The 22,496-nt window shown below is 44.2% G+C and carries 23 protein-coding genes; 16 read left to right on the top strand and 7 right to left on the bottom strand.

The features are described from left to right. Positions 1 to 218: 218 nt before the first annotated feature. The 3 genes from ACE1CD_RS01920 to hrcA form a co-directional block, all read right to left on the bottom strand. Positions 219 to 893 carry a DUF2834 domain-containing protein gene (locus ACE1CD_RS01920; protein ID WP_374821179.1) on the bottom strand — a complete coding sequence of 225 codons (675 nt, stop codon included), beginning with the start codon at positions 891 to 893 and terminating at the stop codon, positions 219 to 221. Between the two features lie 44 nt (positions 894 to 937). Next, on the bottom strand, positions 938 to 1,672 hold the full coding sequence (locus ACE1CD_RS01915) for a tetratricopeptide repeat protein (protein WP_374798599.1): 735 nt from the start codon (positions 1,670 to 1,672) through the stop codon (positions 938 to 940). Positions 1,673 to 1,881: 209 nt separating this feature from the next. Continuing rightward, the gene (gene hrcA, locus ACE1CD_RS01910) at positions 1,882 to 2,997 is read right to left on the bottom strand and encodes a heat-inducible transcriptional repressor HrcA (RefSeq protein WP_374798600.1); all 1,116 of its coding nucleotides are present in this window, start codon (positions 2,995 to 2,997) and stop codon (positions 1,882 to 1,884) included. A gap of 222 nt (positions 2,998 to 3,219) precedes the next feature. Here hrcA and ACE1CD_RS01905 point away from each other — a divergent pair, with 222 nt between their 5' ends. After that, the gene (locus tag ACE1CD_RS01905; protein ID WP_374821176.1) at positions 3,220 to 3,342 is read left to right on the top strand and encodes a hypothetical protein; all 123 of its coding nucleotides are present in this window, start codon (positions 3,220 to 3,222) and stop codon (positions 3,340 to 3,342) included. Positions 3,343 to 3,758: 416 nt separating this feature from the next. Then, complete coding sequence (locus ACE1CD_RS01900) at positions 3,759 to 4,949, top strand: RNA-guided endonuclease InsQ/TnpB family protein (RefSeq protein WP_374821173.1); 1,191 nt, start codon at positions 3,759 to 3,761, stop codon at positions 4,947 to 4,949. A gap of 133 nt (positions 4,950 to 5,082) precedes the next feature. Here ACE1CD_RS01900 and ACE1CD_RS01895 read toward each other — a convergent pair whose 3' ends face one another. Next, complete coding sequence (locus ACE1CD_RS01895; RefSeq protein WP_374821170.1) at positions 5,083 to 5,445, bottom strand: rhodanese-like domain-containing protein; 363 nt, start codon at positions 5,443 to 5,445, stop codon at positions 5,083 to 5,085. 38 nt (positions 5,446 to 5,483) lie between these two features. Continuing rightward, the gene (locus tag ACE1CD_RS01890) at positions 5,484 to 5,762 is read right to left on the bottom strand and encodes a hypothetical protein (RefSeq protein ID WP_374799711.1); all 279 of its coding nucleotides are present in this window, start codon (positions 5,760 to 5,762) and stop codon (positions 5,484 to 5,486) included. Positions 5,763 to 6,119: 357 nt separating this feature from the next. Between ACE1CD_RS01890 and ACE1CD_RS01885 the strand changes: the two genes are divergently transcribed. From ACE1CD_RS01885 to ACE1CD_RS01835, 11 genes are all read left to right on the top strand, one after another. After that, a complete protein-coding gene (locus tag ACE1CD_RS01885) occupies positions 6,120 to 6,305 on the top strand; it encodes a hypothetical protein (protein ID WP_374821167.1) in 186 nt (61 codons plus the stop codon). Between the two features lie 211 nt (positions 6,306 to 6,516). Next, positions 6,517 to 6,810: a hypothetical protein gene (locus tag ACE1CD_RS01880; protein WP_374799715.1), complete on the top strand. Its 294-nt coding sequence runs from the start codon at positions 6,517 to 6,519 to the stop codon at positions 6,808 to 6,810. Further along, positions 6,797 to 8,095, top strand: a complete 1,299-nt coding sequence (locus tag ACE1CD_RS01875) for a DUF6745 domain-containing protein (RefSeq protein WP_374821164.1) — start codon at positions 6,797 to 6,799, stop codon at positions 8,093 to 8,095. The genes ACE1CD_RS01880 and ACE1CD_RS01875 overlap by 14 nt, the downstream gene beginning before the upstream one ends. Before the next feature lie 37 nt (positions 8,096 to 8,132). After that, positions 8,133 to 9,152: a DUF6745 domain-containing protein gene (locus tag ACE1CD_RS01870; protein WP_374799719.1), complete on the top strand. Its 1,020-nt coding sequence runs from the start codon at positions 8,133 to 8,135 to the stop codon at positions 9,150 to 9,152. A gap of 118 nt (positions 9,153 to 9,270) precedes the next feature. Further along, positions 9,271 to 10,212 (top strand): diguanylate cyclase domain-containing protein, encoded by a 942-nt coding sequence (locus ACE1CD_RS01865; protein WP_374821161.1) that lies wholly within the window; start codon positions 9,271 to 9,273, stop codon positions 10,210 to 10,212. Between the two features lie 72 nt (positions 10,213 to 10,284). Further along, positions 10,285 to 10,539 carry a hypothetical protein gene (locus ACE1CD_RS01860; RefSeq protein WP_374799723.1) on the top strand — a complete coding sequence of 85 codons (255 nt, stop codon included), beginning with the start codon at positions 10,285 to 10,287 and terminating at the stop codon, positions 10,537 to 10,539. Then, a complete protein-coding gene (locus ACE1CD_RS01855) occupies positions 10,520 to 10,939 on the top strand; it encodes a PIN domain-containing protein (protein WP_374799725.1) in 420 nt (139 codons plus the stop codon). Before ACE1CD_RS01860 ends, ACE1CD_RS01855 begins: the two co-directional genes overlap by 20 nt. Positions 10,940 to 11,042: 103 nt before the next feature. After that, positions 11,043 to 12,611 (top strand): NAD(P)H-quinone oxidoreductase subunit N, encoded by a 1,569-nt coding sequence (locus ACE1CD_RS01850; RefSeq protein WP_374821158.1) that lies wholly within the window; start codon positions 11,043 to 11,045, stop codon positions 12,609 to 12,611. 139 nt (positions 12,612 to 12,750) lie between these two features. After that, a complete protein-coding gene (locus ACE1CD_RS01845) occupies positions 12,751 to 13,536 on the top strand; it encodes a type VI secretion system accessory protein TagJ (protein WP_374821155.1) in 786 nt (261 codons plus the stop codon). 28 nt (positions 13,537 to 13,564) lie between these two features. Then, positions 13,565 to 13,906, top strand: coding sequence for a hypothetical protein (locus ACE1CD_RS01840; RefSeq protein WP_374799731.1), 342 nt, complete (start codon positions 13,565 to 13,567; stop codon positions 13,904 to 13,906). After that, positions 13,903 to 14,649 (top strand): metallophosphoesterase, encoded by a 747-nt coding sequence (locus ACE1CD_RS01835; protein WP_374821152.1) that lies wholly within the window; start codon positions 13,903 to 13,905, stop codon positions 14,647 to 14,649. Before ACE1CD_RS01840 ends, ACE1CD_RS01835 begins: the two co-directional genes overlap by 4 nt. 133 nt (positions 14,650 to 14,782) lie before the next feature. Here ACE1CD_RS01835 and ACE1CD_RS01830 read toward each other — a convergent pair whose 3' ends face one another. Further along, on the bottom strand, positions 14,783 to 15,109 hold the full coding sequence (locus ACE1CD_RS01830) for a DUF433 domain-containing protein (protein WP_374821149.1): 327 nt from the start codon (positions 15,107 to 15,109) through the stop codon (positions 14,783 to 14,785). Positions 15,110 to 15,251: 142 nt separating this feature from the next. Continuing rightward, entirely contained in the window at positions 15,252 to 15,794 is a 543-nt protein-coding gene (locus ACE1CD_RS01825) for a Uma2 family endonuclease (RefSeq protein WP_374821146.1), read from the bottom strand. Between the two features lie 72 nt (positions 15,795 to 15,866). Between ACE1CD_RS01825 and cobJ the strand changes: the two genes are divergently transcribed. The 3 genes from cobJ (at position 15,867) to ACE1CD_RS01810 (ending at position 22,467) form a co-directional block, all read left to right on the top strand. Beyond that, entirely contained in the window at positions 15,867 to 17,867 is a 2,001-nt protein-coding gene (gene cobJ / locus ACE1CD_RS01820) for a precorrin-3B C(17)-methyltransferase (protein ID WP_374821143.1), read from the top strand. Between the two features lie 409 nt (positions 17,868 to 18,276). After that, entirely contained in the window at positions 18,277 to 21,753 is a 3,477-nt protein-coding gene (locus tag ACE1CD_RS01815; protein ID WP_374821139.1) for a PAS domain S-box protein, read from the top strand. Positions 21,754 to 21,864: 111 nt separating this feature from the next. Next, the gene (locus ACE1CD_RS01810) at positions 21,865 to 22,467 is read left to right on the top strand and encodes a hypothetical protein (RefSeq protein WP_374821136.1); all 603 of its coding nucleotides are present in this window, start codon (positions 21,865 to 21,867) and stop codon (positions 22,465 to 22,467) included. The last annotated feature ends 29 nt before the right edge of the window (positions 22,468 to 22,496 follow it).

Raw genomic sequence — 22,496 nt, 5'->3', positions numbered from 1 at the left:
TTTTTTTATTTTTTTTTATAACAAAACCCACTTTTCCCCTCTCTAAAAATTTCCCCCCCCCCGGGGGGGGGGGGGGGGGGGGGGGGGGTGTTTACGGGGGGGGGGGGGGGGGGGGGGGGGGGTTTCGGGGGGGGGGGGGGGGGGGGGGGGGGGTTTCCGGGGGGGGGGGGGGGGGGGGGGTGGGGTTTCCCTCACAACTACCCATAAATTTCCCTATCCTACATACTCCTCACAGCTTCTTCCGCTACCTTTCCACTAGATTCTGGCAAAGGCGGACGCAAACAAAGATATAAAAGTGCGCCAAACAAAGGAATAAACGAAACCGCCCCAAAAACTTGTTTATTTTTGATATCGCGACGCACCATATCGTCTCCTACTAGCGCCGGAAACAACAGACAAAGCATACAAAAATCCAAGCTCATCACATGAATAAATTGACTGGTTTGCCATTGTTTAATAAAATCTCCCCAGTCTCCAGCAAGCATTGCATAGCCAACTAAACCGACAGCGCTCAAACTAATAAAAATAGCTGTCCAGCGCGAATCAACTACCTTGAGGAATATATTTTTTTCCCCGGTAAATTCTCTATTTTGTTCGCGCAAAGCTAGATATGGCAATACTGCAAATGCTCCTACACCAAACGAACCAATCGCAAAAGGCCATGCGCGAATTTTCTGCCCTTTGCCGTCAATAAACAGCACACAACTGTAAATCATCGGCCAAACACCCATAATATAGAAAAGGGAGACAATTATGGGATTAATACCTTCTAATTTGCCGATCGAAAGATTTTTAATCAACGTCCACGTATCTGATTGTGTAGGCGGAGCGAGTAGAAATGCGTAGCTGACAAACCCAATCCACAGTAACCAAAAGGCAATTTTTCTAGGCATAATTCTGCTCGCTAACACTGAATATCTAACACCTCAAATTTACTTTATTTAGGCAAAGTTTTTAATAATTTTTCTCCCTTATTAACCCAATGGCGATTGCGCTTGTAGTGAAAATAAGAAGAACCTCTAACTCTCGACAGCATTGTCTCCACATATCTCCGAGCTTCTTGGGGGTTACCTTCTTGGGACTGAATTGTCGCCATCATAATATATGCTTCGGGATGACTCCACTGTCTGATGTCTTTTTCCAAATGTGCTTTAGCCGCTGACCAATCTTGCAGAGCTACGAGGGTTTTAGCATAAGCAAGAGAACCATCTCCATATTTATAATCTGGTTCTAATTTTAACAGTTTTTCCAAATATTCTTTAGCGCTTCCAAATTTTTTATTCTGCATATCAACGAACGCAGCGCCCCAAAGAGCTTGGGTATGATCCGGTTCTTTTTCTAAAGCTGTTTTGTAGGCAATTTCGGCTCGATCGAGCATTCCCATCTCGGAGAGAAGATTTCCCAAAACAACAAACTGATGCGCCTTACCGATATTTTTTGCATCTGCTTCCGCAATCCAAAGTTCCCGACTGCGGGTCCAGCGAGTAAAGTACTTGGGTACCGTGACATCCATTCTGGGCAGCTTTCGCGTTAAAAAGTAGATAACAGCACCGGGAAAATTGAGGAAAATTAAAATCCAAAGCCAAGTATTCTTTTCACGCTCGTTTTGAACGCAATCGTAAATCATGAATAACCAGAAGCCTGTTGATAACAAAGCTACGAATTCCAACATTGGCAAGCCCCCTTTCCGTTATGGTTCCAACTGAGAACTTGTATATTTTGCACAAAGGCAGTTTTCTACAGTTGGGAAATACCTCCATTGAAACTCACAGTTTGCCCTGGCTTCAAGAGGGGTTTGATACAGGATTGTGATGGAGTTGAAAAGTACTGCAAAATCAGCTCGACTGGGCAAGCTCGACTTGCATATTAAGTTACAAATTGTTAACTCAATGCTTCCGAGAGATAGTCGGCGGCAGCTTCCACCACAGCGATCGCATTTTCATATACCATCCGGGTAGGCCCCAAAACGCCGACACTTCCCACCGGCACTGTACCCTGTCGATAAGTTGCAGAAATCAACGTGCAGGTGCGTATCGGTTCTAAAGGATTTTCCGCACCAATTCGCACCGTCACCCGTTTACCTTGTTGGTTCTTGTGGCACAGGTGTCCTACCTGCGATTCGCTTATTCCCTGCACTTCTGGCGATTCAAAAATTAACGGCCACAGTTGGTCTTGTTCTTCTTCTAACAGGTGAATCAAAGTTTTGATTTGCTGCAACTCGGAAAATTCTGGTTGACGCAGCACTTCGGCAACTCCGCGAATCAGAATTTGCGTGCAAGCTGCCGGTTGACTGCGACGAGATACTTCTGCAAATAAATTTTTGAGGAATTCCCCATACCGTTGAAATTCCCGATCGATCTGAGTCCAGTCTAGCGCCGCCAATTCTAAAAGCGATCGTCCCCGCAGCTGGCTATTCAAAAAATTAGATAAAATCTGCAACTCTCGATCGATAATTTCTGCATCCGGTTGAGTGGCATCAATTGGTGTGGCTAACTCCATCAAAACCGACTGCGTTTCATAGTTATCCGTCACCACTATCAGCATTACCTGACCCGGTTCCATATGTACCAATTGCAAATGTCGCAGTTGGGTAGTGCGAGTCTGAGGCATAGTGATTAGGGTAATGTAACCGCTCAGAGTCGCGAGAATTTGAGCCGCACCCTGCAACAGCGCCTCAAAGCTCCAATTCTCCTTATTAAGCTTGTCTTGCAGCAATTGTTCCACTTGCCGCGCTAGGGTTCCATCCGGCGAGATCAGCTGGTCAACGTAAATACGATAGCCAGAGTCGGAGGGCACCCGTCCCGCAGAAGTGTGGGGTTGATAAAGCAACCCAGCTTTTTCTAAAACGTTCATGGCATTGCGAACCGTGGCTGGGCTGACACTGAGTCTGTACTCTTCTAGCAAGGCTTTCGACCCTACCGGTTCTGCCGTGGCTATATAGTGGCGAACCGTTGCCCAAAGAATATGTTGTTGCCGATCTGTAAGATGGATTTGCATAGAGGTTTCCAGCCAAACGGGATTTGAAAAGGATTTTAAAAAAAAGTGCCGCGATCGCGCCAGATAATCTTTAATAGTGGTTAAAGATGATAACAAAGTACCTACACTTGCGCTAGATCTCAAATGCGATACCGTCTTCACCTTATACCATATCTTTCCGAACATAGTTGTAGCAAATACAACCCGTGTTTCTTTGCTGACTGGGGCCGCAGAGGTGGTCATATGTTTACCATAGCAAAACAAGACGCACAGCTTGAGGCAAAGATTTCCCATTTTTGCTGGCAGCTAACAGATATGCCAGATGCGATCGCTGCATTCCGACAGGCGAGTAGCGCATCTCATTAGCAAGTATAAAAGTTGATTATTTAGTCATTAGTCATCAGTGTTCGTTCGTTATTTTTTCGAGAAAAATTATAATTACAATCATCATTTTAACTATAGTTTTTATATGCAATTATAACCCATATACATAGGATTTACTGCTTTCTTTGAAACAGCAGTAGAGACGTTGAATTCAACGTCTCTACTGCTATCGGATCGAAATTTCTAATTTTTCAGAAGCAAAATTTCTGATTTTTTACTTTTTACCTTAATGTCGGCAGAAGGCTCCCGGTATAACCGAGGCGGATTTATCGAAGCGAAGCTGAGTACCGCCAACGGTTTAGCGGAGAGATCAATGCCGACCAACTAATAACTGAGCGATAGCGAATCATTATAGTTCTACCTGTGTTTGTAGCGGGTAAATGTGATATCATCACATCATGTTAGTAATCGAAGCAAAGTTAAAAGGGACTCAATCGCAATACAGTAAGTTAGATGAAGCGATCCGCACGGGGCAATTCATTAGGAATACTTGTTTGCGTTATTGGGAAGATAACAAAGGGGTCACTCGTAACGACCTCCAAAAACTTTGTTCGGTACTAGCTAAGAATAAAGAAACCCCTTGGACTAAAAAGCTCAACTCCCAAGCTAGGCAGGCTCACGCAGATCGTGCGTGGTCTGCCATTCAACGTTTTTATGAGAACTGTAGATTGGGGAAACCCGGAAAGAAGGGCTATCCGAAATACAAGAAATTCAGTCGTTCTGTTGAATACAAAAATAGTGGATGGAAGTTGTCCGCTGATAGAAAGCAAATAACTTTCACCGATGGATTTGAGATGGGAACGATGAATTTATGGAGTTCTAGAAATTTGGTCTGGTATTCAGAAAAACAAATCTCTAGAGTTCGAGTCATTAGACGTGCTGACGGCTATTATGCTCAGTTCTTAGTGGACTGGGATAGACTCCAGGAGCATGAGTTCCAAGGTAAGATGACGGGAATCGATTTAGGGCTGAAAGAGTTCTATACCGATTCCGATGGCAATACTGTTGATAACCCCCGGTATTTAAGGAAATCAGAACGAAGATTGAAAATGCTTCAACGTCGGGTTTCTAAAAAGCATACCAAGGGGAAGAAACAGTCAAATAGATACCATAAAGTACGTCAGGCTTTAGCTAAACAACATCTTAAAGTAAGTAGACAGCGTGAAGACAAGGCTCGAAAAGATGCTTTGGCGCTAGTTAGATCTAACGACCTAATTGTCTACGAAGATCTTAAGATACGAAATATGGTAAAGAATCACCACTTAGCTAAATCTATTAGTGATGCTTCTTGGTATCGATTCACGCAATGGCTTCAATATTTTGCCAAAGTTCATGGTGTAATAGTTGTCGCTGTACCGCCCCACAACACAACTATTGATTGTTCTGTTTGTGGCGCAAAGATGAAGAAAACCCTCAGCACTAGAACGCATAGATGTAATAGCTGTGGCACAGTTTTAGACCGTGACCACAACGCAGCCAGAAATATCTTGGCAAAGGGATTTAAGTTGTTAGCTGAATATTTAAACAACAGTACGGTAGGGCATACCGAATCTGACCTCAAAAAGGTGAAAGCGCTTTCTAGAAACTGACCTCTGGCTCAAGAACGGAGACGCTCTTGCTTTAAGTCACATCAATGAACTGCGAACCAATAATTATTGGGAATCCCCCGCTATATTCGGTACTCCTCTCTTAGCGGCGGGAGTATGTCAAGTTTGACTTTTGCTAGTAACGAGGAATTGTAGAGTCAATCAGGCTAGAGTAGGCATCAATACCACCCGTGACATTTTTGACATTGGTAAATCCTTCCACGATCAACCACTGACACATTTGGGCAGAGCGGACACCGTGGTGACAAAGTACAATTGTCTCTGCGTGAGGATCGAAGCGGTTTTGGATCTCACCAGACCATTTGCCAAACTCGCTCAAAGGTAGATTCTCAAAACCTTCCAACCTGGCGATCGCAACTTCTTGCGGTTCTCGGACATCCACCAACTGTAGATTCTCTTTACCAGCTGCCAGTAGGCTGGCTAACTGCTCCACGCTAATTTGGGGGATGGGTTGTTTCAATCCCTGAAAGCTACTCACAAATGCCTCTAATCAAGCCAAATCGGATTATACCATTTTTATAGGAAAGGATGCTCCTCGTTGGCGCGATGATTTTGCTTTTGATCGATAAAATTTTTCATAGCAATGCGACGATTAGCCATAAACTGATTCCAAAAACCGGGATATATGTCGTCCATCGTTTTAGCGATCGACCAAACTTCCATCCCGATCATTTTGTAGAGGGATCGATCGGCACGTTCCAAGTCTTCTAGTCGTTCTTCAACATCCGCGCCAGGAGAGTGTAATCCGCTTTGCGTTGCAGGTTGGGAAGGTTTGCTATATTTTAGCTCAAGCATAGCGATCGCCTCATAGTTATCAAAATTTATAAACCCTGAGAGGCAAGGACTAGCAGATCGATTACCTCAGAAATGCTACCCAAGCCCTCGCAGAACTAGGTAAATACTTTCAGTCAAATTTAGCACCCTCAAGGCTGAAAGCTCGCTGTTTAAAAGGATAGTTTCCGAACTAGCACTACAGCGATGGAGTTAAGCGCCAGCTAGGATTTTTGACCTAACCGTAAGTTTTAGACAAGCCCGCTAGCGAGTCAAAATGTGGAGCGGACTTGAGTTGGCGTTTTTTTGCTAGTACTAAACTAAGTTTAAGCATTTCCAACGGATATAGCACTTGGAGACAAAAGAATTTACGCTAGCTTGATGAAAGCTTTAATAGTCTTCAGACTTTTTAACGCTGTCCCAGCCCAGCATTGGCTCAACGCGATCGCCAAACGAACGCTAACCGTAATATCTATGAAGCTCAGATTGCTCTTTTATACCTTGGCAGCGATTGTACTGGTGCCGATCGCGATCAAAGGCAGCATCTTTTTGCGTTTGGGAATGTAGGTAGCGGGGGAGGTAATAGAGAAAAGGAAAAATATTAATTTTCCCCCTCTCTCCCTCTGCACCGCAACTCGCTGATGTTAAAATTTTGGATGGATGATAGCGTATAATCATTGCTAAGTCAAACTAAATTTTTATCTGGCGGAGAACTGCCGACTGGGTAGACGGAACAGCCAGCTGTATCCAAACTTTGATGTGTTTTGGGAGAGAGCCAATGCAACCGATTCGACAAGGCGATGTGATTTTACTGCCAGCGCAGCAAGCTGAGGGGAAAAAATTACCTCACTTAACATTGGCAGAGGGTGAGGTGACGGGACACGCTCACCGCATTAGCAAGGGAGAAGCTGAGTTATTAGAGCGGGATGGTACTCTTTATCTGCGCGTGTTTTCCAAGGAAGCAATCTTAACCCACGAAGAGCATAAGCAGATTTCGATTCCCCAAGGTAACTGGATGGTGAGGATTCAGCGGGAATACGAACCAGCGGGATGGCGGTATGTCGCCGACTAAAGTTGAGAAGCTGACTCCAGAGCAAGAAGCTTTGCTTCCCGTTTATCGGCATAAGTGGAGAGGTATTGACCTTTCCACTGAGCCGATCGATCGCCAAAAAGCTGCCTATGCAGTCAAAGCTGCTTATGCGGCGATGGGCAAACAAAAACCGGAAATTCGCTTTTTGTCAAGTCCCGCCGCACTTGGGGAATTGGTGGCAGAAAAGTCTGCTCACCAATTGGCGCAGGAATTGGGAGCTCCTTTGTTGGTGTGGTTGCCAACTCAACTGTGCGATCGCATTCAGCATCAGATTCACGCGGAACTTTGGCAAAAGTTGCAATCGGAATCATCTCACGATCGATTTTCTCTGTTGCTGTTTGCATTGCCAGATTTTGTGATTCCGAGACAAGATGAATTGTTGGGACAGCTCTGGCTGGAGTGGCAGGAGAGACTGATCCAGCAAATGTGGGAGCAACAGCAAGCATCGATGCGGGAGCAGTTGCTGCAACAGCCAGGAGGACAGTTCATCGCCCAAATTGGCGATTTTTTGTGGACGCAGGTGGGTGAGCCGCTATCCAAACAATGGGAAGAAACGTTGTGGAAACCGCTGGCAAACTTACCTCCAATCCAACAATGGCAGCAAGATTGGCACTCGTCTTTGTTGGGAATAGCGAGTGGATGGGCGCTTGTGTCCGGTTTAATTCGCAATATGCAGGCGCTTTCTGTAGATACGATCGATTTCTGTATTTCTGTCCTCAATTGCGATTACGATCGAGAAAAGTGGTCGGCCTTGCAATCCTTAGTCCAAGAGTGCGGTTGGGTGTTTCCGCTGGAAAAAGCTTGTCTAGTTTGCGATCGTCCCCGTCAGATCCGTTTCGATAGCGAAAATCGCCTCCACGCAGAAGGGGAACCGGCAATTGAGTTTGGCGATGGATATAGGGTGTATGCTTACCGTGGTGTGCGATTGCCGGAAAAATATGGCAGCCTCTACCCGCACCAGTGGCAGGCACAATGGCTGTTAGAAGAAAATAACGCCGAACTGAGGCGTGTGTTAATTCAGGGAATTGGCTACGGGCGTATTTGTCAAGAATTGCAAGCTCAAGAGTTGGATTCTTGGCGAGAATACACTCTATTAAAAATAGATAGCGATGTTGATGTGGAGCCGATATATTTGTTGAAAATGACTTGCCCTAGCACGGGATATATTCACGCCACTCGCGTACCGCCGCATATGCGATCGGCACGGGAAGCAATTGGCTGGGTAAATTGGGGAATTGACCCGGCAGAATTTTCTGTGGAAACATAAATTGATTTTGATTAAATATTGGGGCAGGTCTGGCAATATGTCGCCAACTAGGATTGACAAGCTTACCCTAGAGCAAGAAGCTTTGATTCCGATAATTCGCCAAAAGTGGAGAGCGATCGCTCTTTCCACCAAACGGATCGATCGTAAAAAAGCCGCAGCAGCAGTGCGATCGGTTTACGAGTTGATGGGGAAAAAGGAACCTAAAATAGTTTTTTGCGAAAGTCCTTATGCGGCGATGAAAATTGCGCCGAAAACCGATCGGGCGCTTTCGAGTATTGAAGTTATAAATTATTTGTACCGACCGCTGCGACTGCAACTGAGACTGCAAATAGGTGAGCGAACGAGCAATCAGTTATGGCACAAACTTGAGCCCGGACTCGGAAGCCGGATGCACGACCAATTACGCAATCAACTGCAAAAGCATATAAACAGCGAATTTGTCAACTGCATCGAACCGCAATTATGGGTGAGCGAGGCAAGTTGGCTGGAATTTTGTATCTCCATATTAAGGTGCGATCGCGCAGAAAATATTTGGTCGGTATTTCAATCTTTGGTGAAGCATTGTAGCTGGATTTACCTGTGGGAAGATATTTGCATTTTGAGCGATCGACCGGTCGAACTATTTTTCGATAATCAAAATCGCCTCCATGCAGAAGGAAAACCCGCCGTACAGTTTGGTGATGGTTATTGCTTGTACTCCCATCACGGTGTAACTTTACCTGAAAAATACGGCGTTTTGCACCCCCATCAGTGGCAAGCTGAATGGTTATTATCCGAGGAAAATGCCGAAATTCGGCGAGTGTTAATTCAAGGGATCGGTTACGGCAGAATTAGCCAAGAGTTGCAATTTACTAAATTAGATGATTGGCGAGAATATACTTTACTAAAAATTGATAATAATATCGATGTGGAACCAATTTATCTGCTAAAAATGACCTGTCCGAGTACGGCAATGATTCATACATTGCGCGTACCTCCTAATTTTGAATCGGCGAAAGAGGCGATTCGTTGGGTGAATTGGGGAATTACGCCAGAGAAGTTTTCCTTAGAAACTTAAAATGTCCGCAGGCAAAATTACCGAACTGACACCAGAGCAAGAGGCTCCGATCGCCATTATATTAGCTATTTCCACCGTGCCAACTCAAATTTAAGTAAAAACATCCACTGTACAGGAAATGACAAACCGCGATTTTCTCACAGGTTTATTTAACACACGTTACCTAAGAGAGTTAGAAAAAAAGTTGCGTGGCCAGGAAAAAAGCCAGCAATTGCTTGGTATTATACTGTTAGACATTGACCATTTTAAAAGGTACAACGATGTTTTAAACTATGGTGCGGGTGATGCTTTTTTGCAAAAGTTTGGGATGTTTTTGCAAAAAAAAGTCGGGGAAATAAATATTGCCATCCGCATAGGAGGTGACGAATTTGTAGTGTTATTGCCAGAAACATCCTTAGAAAATATCAAACGTCTAGCTGAAGAACTTAGGGAAGGAACTAAGCTACTGGATTTACAATGGGACAATCAAAAATTTCGCATGACTATCTCTGTGGGAATGGTTGTTGTCTTTCCGGAAACTGAATTAAGCTTATCATTACTGATGAGAGCCGCTGAAGAAGCGCTCGATTGCGCTAAAAATAAAGGACGCGATCGGGTGGAAGGGCCGATCGAACTTTCGGTTGACCCAGAAAACAGCCTCCACATTTTCCGCAAATCTGCCCTTCAGCGTCCCGATGAACAAAGTTGCAGCGATTTCTACTTTTATGACGGTGTAGTGTTACCTGAAAAATACGGGATAGTACCGCTGCAAAATTGGAAAACAGAATGGATTTTAGAAGAAAAAAACGCGGAAGTAAGGCGGGTGCTAGTTAAGGCGATTGGCTACGAGCGAATCTGCCAAGAGTTGCAAACAACTGAGATAGATAATTGGCAGAAATACACATTGTTAAAAATCGAGAATGATGTAAAGGAGGAGCCAATTTATTTGATAAAGATGACTTGTCCCAGCACGGGGTTCATTCACTTTTTACGAGTACCGCCGCATATGCGATCGGCTCGTGAGGCGATACGATGGGTGAATTGGGGAATCGACCCAGAGGAATTTGCAGTACAAACATAAGCATGGTAGGGGGCGTTACCACCTGAAGTAAGCTAAAATTGCCTGATGTTGGGATAGCAAAGGGCAGGCGAAATGGCAAAAATTGAACTAGATCTCGACGAAGCAACTCTGGCGCGTGTAAATTGGTTGTCAAAGGTACACAACTGCACAAAAGACGAATTGATTGTAGAAGCCGTTAGGCAAATGGCTGTGGCGGAAGTGGACAAGTATCCTTTGCTGGGGGGGTGGGAAGATGAACCTGAATTGGTTGATGAGATAATGGGTGATATTATGAAAAATCGATCGGCACATCCATTAAATCAAAAATTTGGACAAAGCATTACTTGACACAGATATTTTTTCTGAAAGCCGCAAGCGTATTAATCAGCGCGTCTTAGCCAAAGCTACCGCTTATCTGAATGTATTTGGACAGTACACTATTTCGGTCATCACAGTGGCGGAGGTTGTTAAAGGATGGCATAAGCTTCAACGGGAAGACCGAATTCAGCAGTTTTTAGCGGCTATTGCTAGTGCGGAAGTGTTGATAGTAGATGTTCGGATTGCTGAAATGGCAGGGCGCATTTACGGAGATTTGGAAAGAACGGGACAACCAATAGGTCTGGCTGATGCGATAATTGCTGCTACTGCTCTACAATACGATTTGACTTTGGTGACGGGCAATTTATCGCACTATCAGCGGATTCAAGGATTGGGTTACAGTTTAAAACTGGATAATTGGCGATCGTAGAAGCATTTGGACGATCGCAGTGTAAAGACCCGGAAACGTAATATTATTCAATAATGTTAAATGTCCCTGTTTCTATGCCTAATCGCCGATCGTTATACAATCTATGAGTTTTGCTGAACTAACAGCCCAGCTAAATGCTGGCACAATATGGCCAGAGGGTATTGTCATCATCACCCTCATTACGGTTTTAATTGGTGACTTAATTGTGGGGCGGACTTCTGCACGCTGGACGCCGTATTTAGCGATCGCAGGACTTTTCCTCTCCATAGTCGCGCTGTACTTTCAATGGGGTAGCAATAACCCCATCGCATTTCTGGGCGAGTTTAACGGCGACGCCCTCAGTATCGTGTTTCGCGGTATCGTTGCCTTATCAGCGGCGGTGACAATTTTGATGTCCATCCGCTACGTGGAACAATCTGGCACTTCCTTGGGGGAATTTATCGCCATTTTGCTAACCGCGACGGTTGGCGGTATGTTCCTCTGTGGGGCGGATGAACTGGTAACGATATTTATCGCGCTGGAAACCCTCAGTATCTCCTCTTACCTGCTGACAGGTTACACCAAACGCGACCCTCGCTCTAACGAAGCCGCGTTGAAATACCTGCTGATTGGGGCTTCGAGTTCGGCGATATTCCTGTACGGCATATCTTTGCTGTACGGTTTGTCGGGTGGGGAAACTCGTTTGAGTGCGATCGCATCCGGTATAGGCGATAGCGGTCAATCTTTAGGTTTGGTAATTGCGTTGGTATTTGCGATCGCAGGTATCGCCTTCAAAATCTCCGCCGTACCTTTCCACCAGTGGACGCCTGACGTTTACGAAGGTTCGCCTACTCCAGTTGTAGCCTTCCTTTCCGTGGGTTCCAAAGCAGCTGGTTTCGCCCTTGCGATCCGCTTACTGGTCACTGCTTTCCCCTTAGTAACCGATCAGTGGCGGTTTGTCTTCACCGCCCTCGCCATTCTCAGCATGGTTTTGGGTAACGTAGTCGCCCTCGCCCAAACTAGCATGAAACGGCTGCTGGCTTACTCTTCGATCGGGCAAGCCGGTTTCGTGATGATCGGTTTGATTGCAGGTACTCAAGCAGGTTATGCCAGCATGATCTTTTATATGCTGATTTACCTGTTCATGAACTTGGGCGGTTTCATCTGCGTGATTTTGTTCACTTTGCGGACGGGAACTGACCAAATTAGCGAGTACTCCGGTTTGTATCAAAAAGACCCCCTCCTCACTTTGGGACTCAGCATTTGTCTGCTTTCCTTGGGAGGAATTCCACCTTTGGCCGGTTTCTTTGGCAAAATTTATCTATTCTGGGCAGGTTGGCAAGCTGGACTCTACGGTTTGGTGTTGCTGGGGTTAGTGACTAGCGTCATCTCGATTTACTACTACATCCGCGTTGTCAAGATGATGGTAGTGAAAGAACCGCAAGAAATGTCGGAAACTGTGCAGAATTATCCAGAAATTCGCTGGAATTTGCCCGGTATGCGGCCTTTGCAGGTGGGTTTGGTGGTGATGTTAGTGGCTACCTCGTTGGCGGGAATTCTGTCTAATCCGCTGTTTACGCTGGCTAACAGTTCGGTTGTGGGTACTCCGATCCTGCAACAAGCGATCGCACCTGTTTCCTCGCCAGCAGTTAGCATGAATGTGCAAAGACTCAGCACTTTTCCGCAGAACTAAACCGCAAATGTTAATTAACGCAAGTTGCTAGTTATTTGCTTTCTGGGTACGTAGTTGGTACGTACCTAATCTTAGCTTCAATGATGTGACTGCCTGACGGATATGTCAGGCTTTTTTTCTCAAAGGAGACGAAGTATAAATGAAAACCGAAGATTGGCTAGCTGAAGGTAATTTAACAGAAGCGATCGCACAAGCTGATCGGGATGTGTCAGAAGATCCTCAAAACGCTTCCCTTAGCTTCCTTCTATTTGAACTGCTTGTGCTGGCGGAAGATTTCGATGCGGCTTTCGATCGACTGCGCGATGTAGCATTAGCAGATTCCAGATTATCCGAAGTGGCTGAGTTCTACTTCGGTATTCTCAACGCCGAGCGATCGCGCTACAATTTTTTGAGCCAAATTCAAGGCGCACCCCAAGCTTTGCAAGAACCTCCCGCTTACGGTGCAAAATTTATCAATGCTTTGGGACTGCTGTGGGAAGCGCGAATAGAAGAAGCGGAAGTTTTACTCGACGAAGCTTGGAAGGAAGTTCCCAAATTATCGGGAATTTTGGATGGCGAAGAATTTACGGAAATTCGCGATGCCGATGATATAATTGGCCCTTTTTTAGAAGCGATGATTCCCGAAGGCTATTTCTGGATTCCCTTTGAGCATATCAAGCGAATTGAATTTAAAGAAAGACAAGGTTATCAAGATACAATTTGGTTGCCAGCATACATCGAAATGAAAGGAGGAATTCAAGGCGATTTGTGGATTCCTTCCTTGTATTCGGGAACTGGTATAAAAGATGATGTATTGAGATTGGGACAAATGACTGCCTGGGAATATCCATCGGAAAAGATCGGTCGAGTCTACGGACAGCGAGATATTGCCTGCGATAAAAAGTTAATAGGTATTCGCCAAATATCAACAATTTTATTTGGCTAATCAAAAGACGGTCTGAGAGTAGAAAGCGATGAGCGGACTATTTGAAATTTTGTCCAAAATTAGAACGAAACCAGGAATGTATATAGGGCGACCTTCGGTAAGCGATTTGTTTATGTTTATAGTTGGCTATGAATGCGCCCGCAGTCAGTTAGGAATTGAGCCTACTGAGTCAGAAGATGATTTTTATGGCGAGTTTCAACCTTGGTTACAAAAAAAGTTGGGAATTAGGACGGTTAGTTCTTGGGCAAAGATGATAATGCTTCAGTGTCACGATGAAAAGGCAGGTTTTGAATCGGTTTTTAAATTATTGGATGAGTTTAAGGATCGAGATAGGAGTTTGGATGGAAATTGGGTAGAGGAAATAAAATGAAGTTGCATATTCTCAGCGATTTACATATAGAGTTTGAGTCATTCACTCCTTTGGTAAATAATGCAGACGTTATTATTTTAGCTGGGGATATTCATGTTGGTAAAAAAGGTGTAGATTGGGCTAAACATTACTTTCCATATTTGCCTGTAATTTATGTTTTAGGCAACCATGAGTACTACGGAAAGGCATTTCCCAAACATATTGACGATCTCAAAAAAGCAGTAGAAGGCACGAATATCCACATTTTGGAGAATGACAGCTTGATAATTAACGACATCAAGTTCTTAGGCTGCACGTTATGGACAGATTTTAGCTTGTTTGGCGATCCTAAAATAGCTGGGTATGAGGCAACCCAAATAATGACTGACTATAGGAAGATTCGAGTCAGTCCCGATTATCGCAAACTACGGTCTATTGATACAACAATCATCCATAACAAGTCATTACGGTGGTTGAGTGAAGAACTCCTAAACAACCAAAATAACAAAATAGTCGTAATTACCCATCATGCACCAAGTAAACGCTCTTTACCTGAGTGCGATCGAGATGATATTCTCAGTGCTGCTTATGCCTCAAACCTTGACAAATTTGTTGAAGAATCTAGTATTTCTTTATGGATACACGGACATATCCACTGTCAACATGATTATTTGCTCGGAAGCACGCGAGTAATTTGTAATCCTAGAGGTTATCCAGACGAACGAAACAATAATTTTATCCCTGATTTAACGATCGATCTGTAATAAATATCAGAAAAAACCTTAATTTTTTATTGCATAACGCTATCATACCTAATGCTAATTTGTACAATCGTAAACCCGGAGTCTGAGGGCGACGTCTTGGGAATTGTTCGTCTGCATAAAGACGCGCCATCAATTAATCTTCCTCATTCTTTTTAATTGCTATTTCAATTTCGTCAGGATATGCTTCAGCATAAGCCCAAGCATTGGCTAAATCAGCCGCCGATAAAGTGGGATAATCATATAATAATTCGGCTTCGCCAATCCCTAAACGACGAGCATTCAGCAATACCCAAACAGGTATGCGAGTTTTGGCAATACAAGCCTCGCCACCGCATACGCCCGGAGTTTTTTCTATTCTTTTCCAAGTGTTGCTTAAACTTTGGGCTAATAGCTGGATTGCCTGAGCTTTTTCTGTGGGAGATAAGGCAAGGAGTTGTGGTTCTAATTCTTTGAGTGACATAGGTGCGATCGCCTAGTGCGCCTTAGACATTGGTGTTTGTAGTTGGAGAATATCTATTTAAATTGTATATTGTCTTTAGTTGAGCGAACTTACTTCAACTATGAAATGAATACTTTTAATAAAGGGAAAAAATCAAGCTAAATCACGGTAATACATTTTCACCCGATAACTCTGTCGGAAGATTTCGCACTTCTACATCTTCTCCTTGGCGATGAATTTCGACTTGTTGCTGTTGGGGATTAATCAACCATCCCAATTGCACCCCTGCATCCATATATTCCTGCATTTTGTCACGCAACATTTCCAAATCGTCTGTTGCTGACCTTAATTCGATGACAAAATCGGGTGCAATGGGAGGAAATTTGCGTCTTTGTTCGGGAGTGAGTGCTTGCCAACGTTCGCGCTGAATCCAAGCGGCATCTGGGGAACGATCGCTACCATTGGGTAACTTAAATATAGTGGAGGAACTGAACGTATAACCGAGTTGCGTTTGGCGATTCCAGATACCTAAATCGATAATTAAGTCGGCTTCTCGATTGCCGCTTTCTCCCCCAACTGGGGACATGATAATTAATTTTCCTTTGGCAGTGCGTTCAAATTTCAATTCGCGGTTATTTTGACAAAGCTGGTAGAATTGTTCGTCACTCAGGTGAACGGTGTCTAGGTTTAATGTCAAAGCACTCATAATTTTACACCTAGCCTGAATAGGAATAAAAATTATATCATGTTAGTTCTTGCATAAGCTACTTTATGCAAGTTGCTAAATTATATTGATGGTTCTGCTTTGAGTAAGTTACTTTTTGAAGAATATCAGCCGCTAGCTGCGATCGCTACCACCCCCACCGCAGCTAAACTCCTTTTGCCCCTGACTCAGGCAATCGGTGCTACTCTCTGGGTGCCAGAATCTTTGGGAGGCGGGCAAGATGCCCACCCCACAAGCGGAGATGCCCTCCCCACAAGCGGAGATGCTCACTCCACAAGAAAAGTTTACAGTGGTTCCCTGAAAGAACATCTATCTAATATATGGCAGGGAAATGGGGGTTTGATTTTCTGTTTGGCGACTGGTGCGGTTGTGCGGTTAATTGCACCTCTGCTGGAGGATAAATCTCGCGACCCGGCTGTGGTAGTTGTTGATGAGGCGGGTAAATTTGTCATCAGTTTGTGTAGCGGACACCAAGGCGGTGCGGATAAACTGGCAAATGCGATCGCACTCCAACTTGCGGCTACACCAGTCATCGCAGGTGCATCAGCAGGATTGGGATTACCGGGTATCGATATTTTGGGAGTTCCTTTCGGTTGGCATAAAGGCGAAGGTGATTGGAACAAAGTAGCTGCTGTGATTGCTAGAGGCGAATCAGTACAAGTATTTCAAGAAGTCGGTTCTACTTTATGGCAATCCCATCTTCCCGAAGGACATCCCTTTGATTTTGAAGGAACGGAGGACAACCCCCTCATCTTTCCCCCTCCGTACACGGGGGGGGACGAAGGGGGGGGTTGCCAATTCCCAATTCCCAAAGCTCGAATTTGGATAAGTTTTACACAGCGGAGATTTTCGCCTGAGTCGGATTTACCGAAAGTGCAGTGGCATCCGAGAGTATTGTGGGTAGGGATAGGCTGTGAAAGAGGCACATCGAAAGAATTAATCGAAACCGCGATCGAACAGGTTTTTCGGGCCAATCATTTGGCGCTTGCTGCGATCGCAGGTATTGCCACAATCGACCTCAAAGCCGATGAGATTGGGTTAGTAGAATTGTATTCTAATCGGAATTGGCCTTTACGTATTTTCCCCGCCCAAGTCTTACGTAGTTTTACTGTCCCCAATCCATCAGCCGTTGTCGAAGCGGAAGTTGGCACTCCCAGTGTAGCTGAGGCTGCGGCTCTGTGCGCGGCGGGAAGTGAAACTCTGCTGGTTGCCAAACAAGTTTTCCGCTTGGAAGGACAACCTGGGGCTTGTACTGTAGCGGTTGCACAAGCAGAACAAGAATACACCGGACGTACCGGAAAATTGTTGCTTGTTGGCATTGGGCCAGGACAATTAAACCAAATGACGCCAGCAGCTCAAACAGCTGTTGCACAAGCTGATGCTGTAATCGGTTACTCGCTCTATATTGACTTGATTTCGCCACTGTTGCGTCCGGGTCAAATTGTGGAAGCTTTACCGATTACTCAGGAAGTGCAAAGAGCGCAAAGAGCGATCGAACTTGCTAATTGGGGATTAACTGTGGCAGTTGTCTCTTCTGGAGATTGCGGTATTTACGGTATGGCTGGATTGGTGATGGAGGAACTGCAAGCACAAGGCTGGGATGGCAAAACGCCAAGGGTGCAAGTCTTTCCGGGGATTACGGCGCTGCAAGCAGCTGCCTCTCGTGTGGGTGCGCCTTTGATGCACGACTTCTGTGCAATTAGTTTGAGTGATTTGCTCACACCTTGGGAAGCGATCGAAAAACGATTGCAAGCGGCGGCGATGGCAGATTTTGTCACGGCTTTGTACAATCCGCGATCGCGCACGCGCACCGACCAAATTGCGATCGCTCAGTCTATCTTTTTGCAATATCGCGATCGCAATACCCCAGTTGCCCTTGTCAAAGATGCCTATCGTTATTCCGAGCATATTACTATTACTACACTCGACAAAATGCTGGAAGGCAACATCGATATGCTGACAACTGTTATTATAGGCAACTCGAATACCCGCACTCACGCCGAATGGATAATCACCCCACGCGGTTACAAAATAGGCGAAGTTGACAGTCATTAGCGAGCAGTCATTAGTCAAAAGTTATTTTCATTTGTGATGATTTCTTCTTCACCAAAGGCTGATGACCGATGACTGATGACCACTTCTATACACCATCCTTTCTCCTCTCCTACTGGCGCGGTCTTAACCTAAGTACCTAAACGAAAAAGATCTAATTCCATCAGTAAGTAATTGTGACTACTTTAGCCCTAAAACTACTACTGGTAACAACTATTCGATTTCAGTATAAATACAGTTGTAATTTTTACCTGTTATTAACCTAATATAAAGCATAACTTTAAAAAAAATTTTATTATATTTTAATAAACTTTTATTAAGTAAAAAAAATAACACAAATTTTTAAGTAGGATAGAAATTTACGGTTAAAGTCACAGAGAACTGTGGCAAGTAATAATATCCAGGAGAATCGATGCCACCATTTTTGCAAAGCTTTTTCGGCTTAGAGCTATCTATTCTATGTGACAATCGCTACATTTGTCAGCCCGAGTTGGCATCGCTACATCTGGCATCGGATACCTTAATTGGCCTCATACATTATGCGATTGCGATCGCGCTGGCTCTATTTCGGCAAAGACGACGGGATTTGCCCTATGCAGGCGTATTTACTGTGTTTGCCGTGGCGATCGTGTTTTCTGGCACAACGCACTTGATGGAAGTGTGGACGCACTGGCACAGCGTTGCCCCTAAGATAAGTTTGAATTATATTTACTGGTTATCGGGGTTGCTGAAATTTTTTACAGTTTTACTATTATTTTATACGCTGTACCGACTGAAGCCGATCGTTACCAAGACGCTGGCCTTACCAAGCTTAACAGAAAACGGAGACCGCACGAAAGCCAGTGAAGATGAAACGCACAAATATTCCAATTATATAGAAGATACTGTAGAGCGAAAGGAGGCTGTTGAAAAACTGGAAACTGCCAATCAAACATTGCAAACGCTGATCGAAGCTTCCCCCTTGGCTATTACTACTATCAATATGCAAGGAAAAGTGACAGTATGGAACCCAGCAGCAGAGAAGCTTTTTGGTTGGAGCAAAACTGAGGTTTTAGACAAATTTATCCCGATTATTCCAGCAGGTCTACGTGAAGAATTCGCACTCATTCTTGAGGCTGAATTTAAAGGCAAGCCACAAACTGCTTTGGAATTACGCAGAAAAAGAAAAGACGGTTCGTTAGTTGATATCAGCCTTTGGACAGCACCCTTTTTCGATAGCAATGGCGTTGTGGCTGGCAGCATCGGTTTATTCATTGATATTAGCGACAAAGTTCGAGCCGAACAAGCGCTACGGGAAAGCCAAAAGCAGCTGATGGGAATTATAGATAATTCCCCAGCAGTTATCTTTGTTAAAGATACTGAAAGTCGGTATACTCTGATCAACCGTCGCTTTGAAACTCTTTTTCACGTTGACAGAGAAGGAATTAAAGGTAAAACTTGCTACGATATTTATCCTCGCGAAATAGCCGATAAATTGCGCGAGAACGATTTGAGGGTACTCGCGGCTGGAACTGCGATCGAAAATGAAGAAGTTGTGCCTCAAGATGACGGTCTGCATACTTATATTTCCGTTAAGTTTCCTCTCTATAACAGTAGCGATAAACCTTATGGAATTTGTGCGATCGCCACTGATATTACCGAACGCAAACGGATCGAGGCGGCGCTACGGGAGAGCGAAGAGCAATTCCGCGCTACATTCGAGCAGGCAGAGATCGGCATCGGGCATTGCGGATTAAACGGCCAATTTATTAAAGTCAACAAAAGCTTTTGCGATATTCTCGGTTACACTGAAGAGCAATTGCTGAAGCTCTCGTTCGAGGATATTACTCACCCAGATGACGTGATGGCGAATTTGACGCAGTTTCGATCGCTATTGGCGGGTGAAATTTCTACTTACTCGATGGAGAATCGTTACTTGACTCGGCTTGACAGGATTGTTTGGGTAAATCTTACCGTTTCGCTTGTGCGATCGTTCTCTGGAGAGCCAAAATACGTAATTGCAGCCATTCAAGATATCAACGATCGCAAAGAAGCCGAGTCCGAACTCAAAAAATCTCTCAAGGAATTGTCCGACCTCAAATTAGCTTTGGATCGAGCCGCTATTGTTGCTATCACTAACCGCCAAGGAAAAATCACCTACGTCAACGATAAATTCTGCGCTCTGTCTCAATATTCTCAAGAAGAACTGATTGGCCAAGACCACAAAATTATAAATTCTGGCTATCATTCTAAAGATTTTTTTCAGGGATTATGGTCAACCATTAAAAGCGGTAAAATTTGGGAAGGAGATATAAAAAATAAAGCGAAAGATGGTAGCTTTTATTGGGTAAAAACTACGATTGTTCCCTTACTGGGTGAAAGAGGAAAAGCTTCTCAATTCTTAGCGATTCGCTTCGACATTACCGATCGCAAGCGAACTGAGGAAGACCTGGTGCGAAGCGAAGCAAAATTTAGAGAATTAGCTACTAGAGAAGCGCTACTGAATCGACTTGCCAGTCAGATTCGCAGTTCTTTGGATATTAATATTATTCTGGAAACAGCAGTTACAGAGGTTCGCGATCTGTTGCAGATCGATCGCTGTCTGTTCCTCTGGTATCGACCTGGTGACCCCAGACACAATATGCCTGTGCCACAAGAAGAAAAAGAGGGAAGTTGGGAAGTTGTTCAGGAAGCCAGAAATTTAGCATTTCCTACTTTATTAGAGCGCAAGATTCATGTTATGGCACTGGGGCCATTGACAACCAAGACTTTTAATAAGGAAATAACTCGTATCGATAGCGTCAGGAATTTAACAGATCGAACAGAACGAAAGTTCTTTTTCAGCGTCGGCTACACGGCTTTATTGGCATTTCCGATACATACAACATCGGGAGAAATTGGTTTGCTCAGTTGCAGTCACTCTAGCGGTTCTCGACCTTGGCGCGATGCGGAAGTCGAATTGCTACAAGCGGTTGCAGATCAATTGGCGATCGCGATCGACCAAGCCGAACTCTACAAACAAACTCGCACAGCTGCTGTGAAAGCGCAAGAGCAAGCAACCAAACTAGAACAAACTCTGCACGAATTGCAACAAACTCAAGCTCAATTGGTGCAAAGCGAAAAAATGTCCAGTTTGGGACAAATGGTTGCTGGTGTCGCGCACGAAATTAACAATCCCGTTAACTTCATCTACGGGAATATTACCCCTGCTAAAGAATACGTCGCCGATTTGCTCGACTTGCTGGAACTGTACCGAAAATTCTATCCCAATCCTGTGAAAGAAATTCAAGAACAAGGAGAAGAAATTGACTTGGATTTTATCAAGGAAGACTTACCTAAAATCTTTTATTCCATGAAAATGGGAGCCGATCGCATCCGGCAGATTGTCTTATCCTTGCGGAACTTCTCCCGATTGGACGAAGCGGAAATGAAGGCTGTTGATATTCACGAAGGTCTGGATAGCACATTGTTGATTTTGCAAAGCCGCTTGAAAGCCAAACCAAATATTCCGGAGATTCAAGTTATCAAAAATTACGGTAAATTACCCAAAATTCAGTGCTATGCCGGACAATTAAATCAGGTATTTATGAATATATTAAATAATGCGATCGATGCTTTAGAACAGCCATCAATTAATGAAGATAGATCGATTAACATTACTACAGAACTTAAAGACAGCGAGCGAGCCATTATTCGGATTGCTGACAATGGGCCAGGGATGACAGAAGAGGTACGGCAAAGAGTTTTCGATCCATTTTTTACAACCAAACCAGTAGGTTCCGGCACAGGTTTGGGAATGTCGATTAGCTACCAGATTATAGACAAACATAGCGGTAAATTAACTTGCATTTCCGTACTGGGAGAAGGTGCGGAGTTTGCGATCGAAATTCCGGTTAGCCAGCAAAGATAGTCATCTTTCATTGTTAAGAAATTTCACTAACAATGATAAATCTTTGGTTTGGGATTACCATGAATGTAGTACAAAATATTTAATGCTCTGGAGAATGCCGATCGTTATCTTATGTCTTACAGCGACTTTAGTTTAGCTAAAGCCAAACAAGAGTTCGGCTTGACTACTTTAGAAAAACGGGATATTTTTGCAGATATTCCCGAATTAGCAGCCAGCAACTTACTCACAGAAATTCTCAATTATAACTTGTCGATCGCACTAGGAAGTAATAGTGAAAAAGCGCGTTCAGAACTCATAATTGCACCTATTTTAGTTGACTTACGCAGACAACTAAAGGAGCAAATTAATTTATTCTCTGGTGTGGATTTTACAGTTGACGATACCAGAGGATTGAACGGCACTTGCGACTTTATTATTACTAAATCCCCAGAGATTCTCATTGTGACAGCGCCAGTAATTACAGTTGTAGAAGCGAAAAAAGAGAATATCAATGCAGGTTTGGGTCAATGTGCAGCGGAAATGGTAGCCGCCCAAATTTTTAACGAGCGATCGGCAACTGAAATTAAAACAATTTACGGTGCGGTGACAACCGGTAGCATTTGGCAATTTCTCAAACTAGAAGGACAAACATTAAGTATTGATTTGACCGAATATTATCTCAAAGATGTGAATAAAATAATCGGTATTTTAGCTAGCAGCATCTGGGAGCGATGATGGCTGAAAGGAGAGGAAGCGATCGCGCA

It is taken from the genome of Aerosakkonema sp. BLCC-F183 (assembly GCF_041929145.1).
In the GTDB taxonomy this organism is placed as follows: Bacteria; Cyanobacteriota; Cyanobacteriia; order Cyanobacteriales; family Aerosakkonemataceae; genus Aerosakkonema.
This window is presented reverse-complemented; position numbering and strand designations above follow the sequence as displayed.

Excerpts from the sequence above, each read along its gene's own strand:
- ACE1CD_RS01885 (WP_374821167.1), top strand. The coding sequence starts at position 6,120 with ATGAAAGCTTTAATAGTCTTCAGACTTTTTAACGCTGTCCCAGCCCAG.
- ACE1CD_RS01875 (WP_374821164.1), top strand. The coding sequence starts at position 6,797 with ATGTCGCCGACTAAAGTTGAGAAGCTGACTCCAGAGCAAGAAGCTTTG.
- ACE1CD_RS01835 (WP_374821152.1), top strand. The coding sequence starts at position 13,903 with ATGAAGTTGCATATTCTCAGCGATTTACATATAGAGTTTGAGTCATTC.
- ACE1CD_RS01890 (WP_374799711.1), bottom strand. The coding sequence starts at position 5,762 with ATGCTTGAGCTAAAATATAGCAAACCTTCCCAACCTGCAACGCAAAGC.
- ACE1CD_RS01825 (WP_374821146.1), bottom strand. The coding sequence starts at position 15,794 with ATGAGTGCTTTGACATTAAACCTAGACACCGTTCACCTGAGTGACGAA.
- ACE1CD_RS01845 (WP_374821155.1), top strand. The coding sequence starts at position 12,751 with ATGAAAACCGAAGATTGGCTAGCTGAAGGTAATTTAACAGAAGCGATC.
- ACE1CD_RS01815 (WP_374821139.1), top strand. The coding sequence starts at position 18,277 with ATGCCACCATTTTTGCAAAGCTTTTTCGGCTTAGAGCTATCTATTCTA.
- ACE1CD_RS01840 (WP_374799731.1), top strand. The coding sequence starts at position 13,565 with ATGAGCGGACTATTTGAAATTTTGTCCAAAATTAGAACGAAACCAGGA.
- ACE1CD_RS01900 (WP_374821173.1), top strand. The coding sequence starts at position 3,759 with ATGTTAGTAATCGAAGCAAAGTTAAAAGGGACTCAATCGCAATACAGT.
- ACE1CD_RS01850 (WP_374821158.1), top strand. The coding sequence starts at position 11,043 with ATGAGTTTTGCTGAACTAACAGCCCAGCTAAATGCTGGCACAATATGG.
- ACE1CD_RS01865 (WP_374821161.1), top strand. The coding sequence starts at position 9,271 with ATGACAAACCGCGATTTTCTCACAGGTTTATTTAACACACGTTACCTA.
- ACE1CD_RS01830 (WP_374821149.1), bottom strand. The coding sequence starts at position 15,109 with ATGTCACTCAAAGAATTAGAACCACAACTCCTTGCCTTATCTCCCACA.
- ACE1CD_RS01810 (WP_374821136.1), top strand. The coding sequence starts at position 21,865 with ATGTCTTACAGCGACTTTAGTTTAGCTAAAGCCAAACAAGAGTTCGGC.
- ACE1CD_RS01870 (WP_374799719.1), top strand. The coding sequence starts at position 8,133 with ATGTCGCCAACTAGGATTGACAAGCTTACCCTAGAGCAAGAAGCTTTG.
- ACE1CD_RS01915 (WP_374798599.1), bottom strand. The coding sequence starts at position 1,672 with ATGTTGGAATTCGTAGCTTTGTTATCAACAGGCTTCTGGTTATTCATG.
- ACE1CD_RS01905 (WP_374821176.1), top strand. The coding sequence starts at position 3,220 with ATGTTTACCATAGCAAAACAAGACGCACAGCTTGAGGCAAAGATTTCC.
- ACE1CD_RS01860 (WP_374799723.1), top strand. The coding sequence starts at position 10,285 with ATGGCAAAAATTGAACTAGATCTCGACGAAGCAACTCTGGCGCGTGTA.
- ACE1CD_RS01880 (WP_374799715.1), top strand. The coding sequence starts at position 6,517 with ATGCAACCGATTCGACAAGGCGATGTGATTTTACTGCCAGCGCAGCAA.
- ACE1CD_RS01920 (WP_374821179.1), bottom strand. The coding sequence starts at position 893 with ATGCCTAGAAAAATTGCCTTTTGGTTACTGTGGATTGGGTTTGTCAGC.
- hrcA (WP_374798600.1), bottom strand. The coding sequence starts at position 2,997 with ATGCAAATCCATCTTACAGATCGGCAACAACATATTCTTTGGGCAACG.